Annotated in this window: 6 protein-coding genes; 4 read left to right on the top strand and 2 right to left on the bottom strand. The window is 69.3% G+C overall.

Translation table 11 applies throughout. From position 1 onward, the window contains the following. Positions 1 to 143: 143 nt before the first annotated feature. Positions 144 to 1784 (bottom strand): FadD3 family acyl-CoA ligase, encoded by a 1641-nt coding sequence (locus G6016_RS03625; protein ID WP_182631341.1) that lies wholly within the window; start codon positions 1782 to 1784, stop codon positions 144 to 146. A 298-nt stretch (positions 1785 to 2082) separates the two neighbouring features. Between G6016_RS03625 and G6016_RS03620 the strand changes: the two genes are divergently transcribed. From G6016_RS03620 to G6016_RS03610, 3 genes are all read left to right on the top strand, one after another. Further along, entirely contained in the window at positions 2083 to 3315 is a 1233-nt protein-coding gene (locus G6016_RS03620; RefSeq protein WP_182631340.1) for an acyl-CoA dehydrogenase family protein, read from the top strand. Continuing rightward, positions 3312 to 4118 (top strand): SDR family oxidoreductase, encoded by an 807-nt coding sequence (locus G6016_RS03615; RefSeq protein ID WP_182631339.1) that lies wholly within the window; start codon positions 3312 to 3314, stop codon positions 4116 to 4118. The genes G6016_RS03620 and G6016_RS03615 overlap by 4 nt, the downstream gene beginning before the upstream one ends. A gap of 263 nt (positions 4119 to 4381) precedes the next feature. Then, on the top strand, positions 4382 to 4546 hold the full coding sequence (locus G6016_RS03610; RefSeq protein WP_182631338.1) for a hypothetical protein: 165 nt from the start codon (positions 4382 to 4384) through the stop codon (positions 4544 to 4546). A gap of 102 nt (positions 4547 to 4648) precedes the next feature. Here G6016_RS03610 and G6016_RS03605 read toward each other — a convergent pair whose 3' ends face one another. Further along, complete coding sequence (locus G6016_RS03605; protein WP_182631337.1) at positions 4649 to 5506, bottom strand: DUF5642 family protein; 858 nt, start codon at positions 5504 to 5506, stop codon at positions 4649 to 4651. 118 nt (positions 5507 to 5624) lie between these two features. Here G6016_RS03605 and G6016_RS03600 point away from each other — a divergent pair, with 118 nt between their 5' ends. Then, a complete protein-coding gene (locus G6016_RS03600; protein WP_182631336.1) occupies positions 5625 to 6206 on the top strand; it encodes a TetR/AcrR family transcriptional regulator in 582 nt (193 codons plus the stop codon). The last annotated feature ends 3 nt before the right edge of the window (positions 6207 to 6209 follow it).

Raw genomic sequence — 6209 nt, 5'->3', positions numbered from 1 at the left:
GCCGCCCAGTTCGCCCGCCAGCCGGGCCGGCTCGGTGGAGCGGTACCCCAGCACCATCGGCGCGTCCGGGAACTCGGCGGCGAGGCGACGCGCGACGGCCGAGCCGATCCCGCCCGAGGCCCCGGTGACCAGGACCGCGCCGCTCATCCCAGCTCCGTCTTGAGGATCTTGCCCGAGGCGTTGCGCGGGAAGGCCTCCACGAACTCCACGGTGCGCGGCCGCTTGAAGCCCGCCAGATGCTCGGCGGCGAACTCGCGCACCGCCTCCTCGGTGAGGCCGGACCCCTCGCGGCGGACGATGAACGCCTTGCCGACCTCGCCCATCCGCTCGTCGGGCACGCCGATCACCGCGGACTCCACCACGCCGTCCAGGCGCGCGAGGGTCTGCTCGATCTCGGCGGGGTACACGTTGAAGCCGCCGGTGATGTACATGTCCTTGAGGCGGTCGGTGATGCGGAGGTTGCCGGCGTCGTCGATCTCGCCCACGTCGCCGGTGTGCAGCCAGCCGTCGGCCTCGAGGGTCTTGGCGGTGTTCTCGGGATCGTCGAGGTAGCCCTGCATCACCATCTCGCCGCGCGCCAGCACCTCGCCCTTGTCGCCGATGCGGATCTCCATGCCGGGGTAGGCGCGACCGCAGGTGGTGGCGACGGTGTGCGCGTCGTCATCGGGGCGGCAGGTGGTGATGAAACCCATCGTCTCGGTCTGCCCGTAGGCGGTGATGACGGTCTCGAGCCCCAGGTCGGACTGCATGCGCTCGACCAGCACGACCGGCACCACGGACGCGCCCGTGACGGCCAGCCGCAGCGACGACAGGTCGTACTCGCCGCGCGTCGGCTCGTCCAGCAGCGTCTGGAAGATCGTCGGCGCGCCGGGCAGGACGGTGGCGCGCTCGGCCTCGACCAGCCGCAGCGTCTCGGAGGTCGAGTACACGGCCAGCGGGATGATCGGCGCGCCGAACAGCAGGCACACGAGGAACCCGGCCTTGTAGCCGAAGCTGTGGAAGAACGGGTTGACGATCAGGTAGCGGTCGTCCTCGGTGAGCGCGCCGTTCGAGCCCCACGCGTGGGCGCCCGCGACGGTCTGGCGGTGCAGCGCCACGACGCCCTTGGACTTGCCGGTGGTGCCGGAGGTGAACAGGATGTCCGCCACGTCGTCGGCGGTCACGGCGTCGGCGCGGGCCTCGGCCTCGGCGAGGAGCTGGTCGGTTGCGCGGGACTGAAGGTCGGAGATGTCGACGACGACGACACCGTTTCCAGTCGCCGAATCGCCGCCCTCGAGGGGGATGCGGATCAGCGTCTTGAGGTCGGTCGCCTCGGCCAGGGAGCCGTCGGCGGCGGCGGTGAGTTCGGCTATACGTTCGGATCCGAGGAAGGTGCCGGCCACGACGGCGGCCACCGCGCCCGTGCGCTGGATGAGCTCGAGCGTCTCGCTGCCCGTGTAGCGGGTGTTGGCCGGGACGAGGGTCGCGCCGACGTACTGCACGCCGAGCGCGGCCACCACCCAGTGGTGCGTGTTGGGCGCCCAGATCACGACCCGGTCACCGACGGCGACGCCGCGGTCCAGCAGTCCGGCCGCGAATCGGCGCACCTCGTCGAGCAGGTCGGCCCAGGTCCAGCGGGTGTCCTGGCCGGGCTGGACGTCGATGACGGCCTCCCGGTCCGGCCACAGGCTGGCGGCGCGTCGCAGTGCGGCGGGGGTGGTGTCCACGGGCGGGCGGTCTGCGGCGGCGCCTGCGGCTCCGTGGGCTCCGGTCGCGGCTGCGCCTGCATCTGCGGGGTGGGACATCTGGGGCTCCTCCGTGCTGCGGGTGTGGCGTGCGCAACCCTACCAAGCAACTGCTTGGTCCCGCCGCTTCCGCCGCCTCTGCCGCCTCCGCCGACTCCGTCGCTCCCGCTGCCCGCGGTTGCATGACATGGCCTCGCGGTCGCATGACTTTTGGTGCGATGCTTGCCTCCTTTTTCGGACCTGAGGTCTTGCGGGTCGAGGTGGATGTCTTGCAGGTGGGCGAGGGGCGAGGCGGAGTCGGCGGGCTTGGCGGGTTGCCCCGGTGCACAACCAAGCAAGTGCTTGGTAGTGTGTCGGTATGACCGAGAACACCAGGCCTGCGTCGGAAATGTCCGACGACGAGTTCGCCGCGGAATTTCGCGCCTGGCTGGACGCCAACCTGGTCGGCGAGTTCGCCGAGATCAAGGGCGCCGGCGGGCCGGGCAGTGAGCACGAGTTCTTCCCCCAGCGTCTGGCCTGGGAGCGGCACATGGCCGACGCGGGCTGGACCTGTGTGGGCTGGCCGGTCGAGCACGGCGGGCGCGGCGCGACGCTGAGCCAGCAGGTGCGCTTCCACGAGGAGTACGCCAAGGCGGACGCCCCGGCGCGCGTGTCCCACCTGGGGGAGACGCTGCTCGGGCCGACGCTCATCGCCCACGGCACGCAGGAACAGAAGGACCGGTTCCTGCCCAAGATCATCGACGTCACCGAACTGTGGGCGCAGGGTTACTCCGAGCCCAATGCCGGCTCGGACCTGGCGAACGTCTCCACCACCGCCAGCCTCGGTGAGGACGGCAAGTGGCACCTCAACGGCCAGAAGGTGTGGACCTCGCTCGCTCACTTGAGTCAGTGGGCTTTCGTCGTGGCCCGCACCGAAGAGGGCACGAGCCGCCACAAGGGGCTGAGCTTCCTGTTGGTGCCGCTCGATCAGCCGGGCGTCGAGATCCGCCCCATCCAGCAGCTCACCGGCACCTCCGAGTTCAACGAGGTGTTCTTCGACGACGCCGTGACCGACGCGGAGATGATCGTCGGCGAGCGCGGCGAGGGCTGGAAGGTCGCCATGACGCTGCTCGAGTTCGAGCGCGGCGTGTCCACCCTCGGCCAGCAGGTCGGCTTCGCCCGCGAGCTCGAGCAGATCACCCAGATGGCGCACGCGAACGGCTGCGCCGAGGACCCGTCGGTGCGCGAGCGCATCACCCGCGCGTGGATCGGTCTCAAGGTCATCCGTGCCCACGCCCTGCGCACGCTCGCCGAGCGTGACTCCACCGGCGGCAACGCCTCCGCCGCCAAGTTGCTGTGGGCCAACTGGCACCGGGACCTCGGCGAACTGGCGATGCTCGTCCAGGGTGCGCAGTCGCTGACCGGCCCCACGGAGACGTCCGAGGGCGCACCCAACGATCTGCGGGATCCCGAGAACGTGGAGCTGGCGCTGTGGCAGCGACTGTTCCTGTTCACCCGCTCCGACACCATCTACGGCGGATCGAACGAGATCCAGCGAAACATCATCTCCGAGCGCGTGCTCGGACTACCCCGAGAGGCCAGGCCGTCATGACCGAGCGCAAGTCCCCCCTCGCTGTCGTTCCCGAGGAGACCCCGGGCCACGGGCTGCTCAACGGCAAGAAGGTCGTGGTGACCGCGGCCGCCGGCACCGGCATCGGCTTCTCGTCCGCCCGCCGCGCCGCGCTCGAGGGCGCCGACGTGCTGGTGTCCGACTTCCACGAGCGGCGCATGAACGAGGCCCGCGACGCGCTGGCCGCCGAGTTCCCGGACCAGCAGTTCGAGGCCATCACCTGCAACGTGCAGTCCACAGAGGACGTCGACGCGCTCATCACCGGCGCCGCCGAGAAGCTGGGCCGGATCGACGTGCTCATCAACAACGCCGGCTTCGGTGGCGAGAACGAGCTCGTCGACATGACCGACGAAGACTGGGACCGCGTCCTGGACATCACCCTGAACGGCACGTTCCGCGCCACCCGCGCCGCGCTGCGCTACTTCCGCGACGTGCCGCACAACGGCGTGATCGTCAACAACGCCTCCGTGCTCGGCTGGCGCGCGCAGCGGGCGCAGGCCCACTACGCCGCGGCCAAGGCGGGCGTCATGGCGCTGACCCGCTCCTCGGCCATCGAGGGAGCGGACTTCGGCGTGCGGATCAACGCCGTGGCGCCGTCCATCGCGCGCCACAAGTTCCTCGAGAAGTCGGCCTCGTCCGAACTGCTCGACGAGTTGGCCTCGAAGGAGGCTTTCGGCCGCGCCGCCGACGTGTGGGAGGTCGCCGCGACCATCGCGATGCTCGCCAGCGACTACACCACCTACCTCACCGGCGAGGTCATCTCCATCTCCTCGCAGCGGGCCTAGCTGTTCTGTAGGTCTAGCGGCGCGCGGCCACGCCGGCTGCCCGGCGCCCTAAGCCGGTCGTCCAGCACGGTGTTTCGCCCCCGCGGGGGTGCGCCGTGCTGGACGTTCGTGCATTCCGGGCACGTGTCGCCAGCGAGCTCCAGGTGCGGGGCCACAATTGGGTCACGATTCCTAGGCAAGCTTCTGAACTGCGGTTTTCGGAGCATACTGAGCGTCACTCGGGCCGGACGAGTCGCGTGCGGCCGGTGAGCTAGGAGAAGGCAGTGAACAGTAGCGAACCACTGTGGGATATCGGGGATGGCCTGTGGCACTTCGTCGACGACCTTCAGCCCGCCGGATCCGTCGGCGACGTGATCGGCGGATTCTTTAAGATTCCGGCCAACTTTCTGATTTTCCTGAGCAACGTGGCCTGGGACTTCGGCTCGTAAGTCGTAGCCGCACGACCGAAGCACCGAGGGCCGTGCACCCCGCTCGAAACGGAGTGCCCGGCCCTCGACGCGTCGCGGCCGAACCGACTGAGGTCGGCGGAATCAGGCGTGGTCGCGGATCTTCTGCGCCTGCCGGGCGAAGATGTCAACCGCGAAATCCTTGTCGGCCTGCGCGACCGGGCCGTTCGGGGCGGACGCGGTGACCGAGACGCCGAGTCCCTCGACCATGCCCGTGAGGGTGAAGATCCCGGACTCCACGAACTGCCCCATCATGTCCGCCGTGGTGACCTGTGTGACCGCGGCGAAGTCGCGGACACCGGCGGGTGCGGCGACGTCGTCCACGGTGCTTCTGGTCTCCGAGGTGACCTCAGTCCCCTGGAAGGGCATGGTCATGCGTACGACCGGGCAACGCTCGGTTTCCGCACGGCGTTCGGACAGTCCCTCGTCGAGGGTGGTGACGGTTATCGCGAACTCGGTTCCGTTCCGGTTTCCGGACTGGAGGGCGAGGTTGCCGGGCTCGGCGCGCTTCAGCAGCGCGTCCTGGTTGACCTCCATGCAGTCCGCCGGTTCCGTCTTCAGTCCGGCGGTGAGGTCCCCGATCGAGTTGAGACCGAGCGCGATGTCCTCGGCGGGCGTCGGCTCCAGTCCGAGTCCCGGAATGTCGTCTGCGTTGACGATCAGCGTATCGACCGAGTGGGGTCCCGCAGCGGTCTGAGCTGATGACTCCTCAGAGGCCGGGATCGACGTGCCCGGTGCCGAGGTGGCCGTGGTCGTCTCGCTCGCCCCGCTCGTCTGCGTGTCCGCGACATTCGCTGTGGTCGACGCCGTGTCGGTGTCGTTGACGCCGGGGACCTCTCCGATCGTGCAGGCGGACAGACCCAACACGAGGCCGAGCGCCGCGGACGCCGCGAGGATCCGGCGGCCACGCCGTCCGGGGAGTGACGAGGCAGGGGAGGTCATGCCGCGCAGTCTAAACGCGGTCGGCCACGGACGGTCCGAAGCGTCGGTGGGCGCGCCGCGACGTGGCGAGGACTCGGACAACTGCCCTAACAAGTGCTTGGTTGGTACTGTGGTGGGTATGACCGCCACGAACAGACGCGAGGAGCTCCTGTCGATCGCGGCTGGGCTCTTCGCGGAACGCGGCCTGCGCGCGACCACCGTGCGGGACATCGCCGACGCCGCCGGCATCCTCTCCGGCAGTCTGTACCACCATTTCAAATCCAAGGAAGCGATCGTCGACGAGATCCTCCGCGGCTTCCTCGATTCGCTGTTCGGCGAGTACCGACGGATCGTAGACGCCGGGCTCGGCCCGCGCGAGACGCTCGAGGCGCTGGTGGTGGCCTCCTTCGAGGCGATCCACGATCAGCGCGACGAGGTGGCGATCTACCAGGACGAGGTCAAGCACCTGCGCGGCAACCCGAGGTTCGACTACCTGGGCGAGCGAAACACCGAGTTCCGCGAGATGTGGACCGGGGTCCTGCGCCGCGGCATGGAGACCGGCGATTTTCGCGACGACCTGGATGTGCGCCTGACCTACCGGTTCCTGCGCGACACCGTCTGGGTCGCGGTGCGGTGGTACCGCCCTGAGGGGGACGACGACCACGACGCCATCGCCACCCAGTATCTCAATATCGTGCTCGACGGTCTGGCCGTCAGCTGACAA

The organism is Dietzia aerolata (assembly GCF_014144865.1).
In the GTDB taxonomy this organism is placed as follows: Bacteria; Actinomycetota; Actinomycetes; order Mycobacteriales; family Mycobacteriaceae; genus Dietzia; species Dietzia aerolata.
The sequence above is the reverse complement of the archived record's forward strand: the minus strand, read 5'-3'. Positions and strand labels throughout refer to the sequence as shown.

What these genes read in the sequence shown, in the direction of transcription:
- G6016_RS03625 (WP_182631341.1), bottom strand. Translation starts at nt 1,784, where the DNA reads ATGTCCCACCCCGCAGATGCAGGCGCAGCCGCGACCGGAGCCCACGGA.
- G6016_RS03620 (WP_182631340.1), top strand. Translation starts at nt 2,083, where the DNA reads ATGACCGAGAACACCAGGCCTGCGTCGGAAATGTCCGACGACGAGTTC.
- G6016_RS03615 (WP_182631339.1), top strand. Translation starts at nt 3,312, where the DNA reads ATGACCGAGCGCAAGTCCCCCCTCGCTGTCGTTCCCGAGGAGACCCCG.
- G6016_RS03605 (WP_182631337.1), bottom strand. Translation starts at nt 5,506, where the DNA reads ATGACCTCCCCTGCCTCGTCACTCCCCGGACGGCGTGGCCGCCGGATC.
- G6016_RS03600 (WP_182631336.1), top strand. Translation starts at nt 5,625, where the DNA reads ATGACCGCCACGAACAGACGCGAGGAGCTCCTGTCGATCGCGGCTGGG.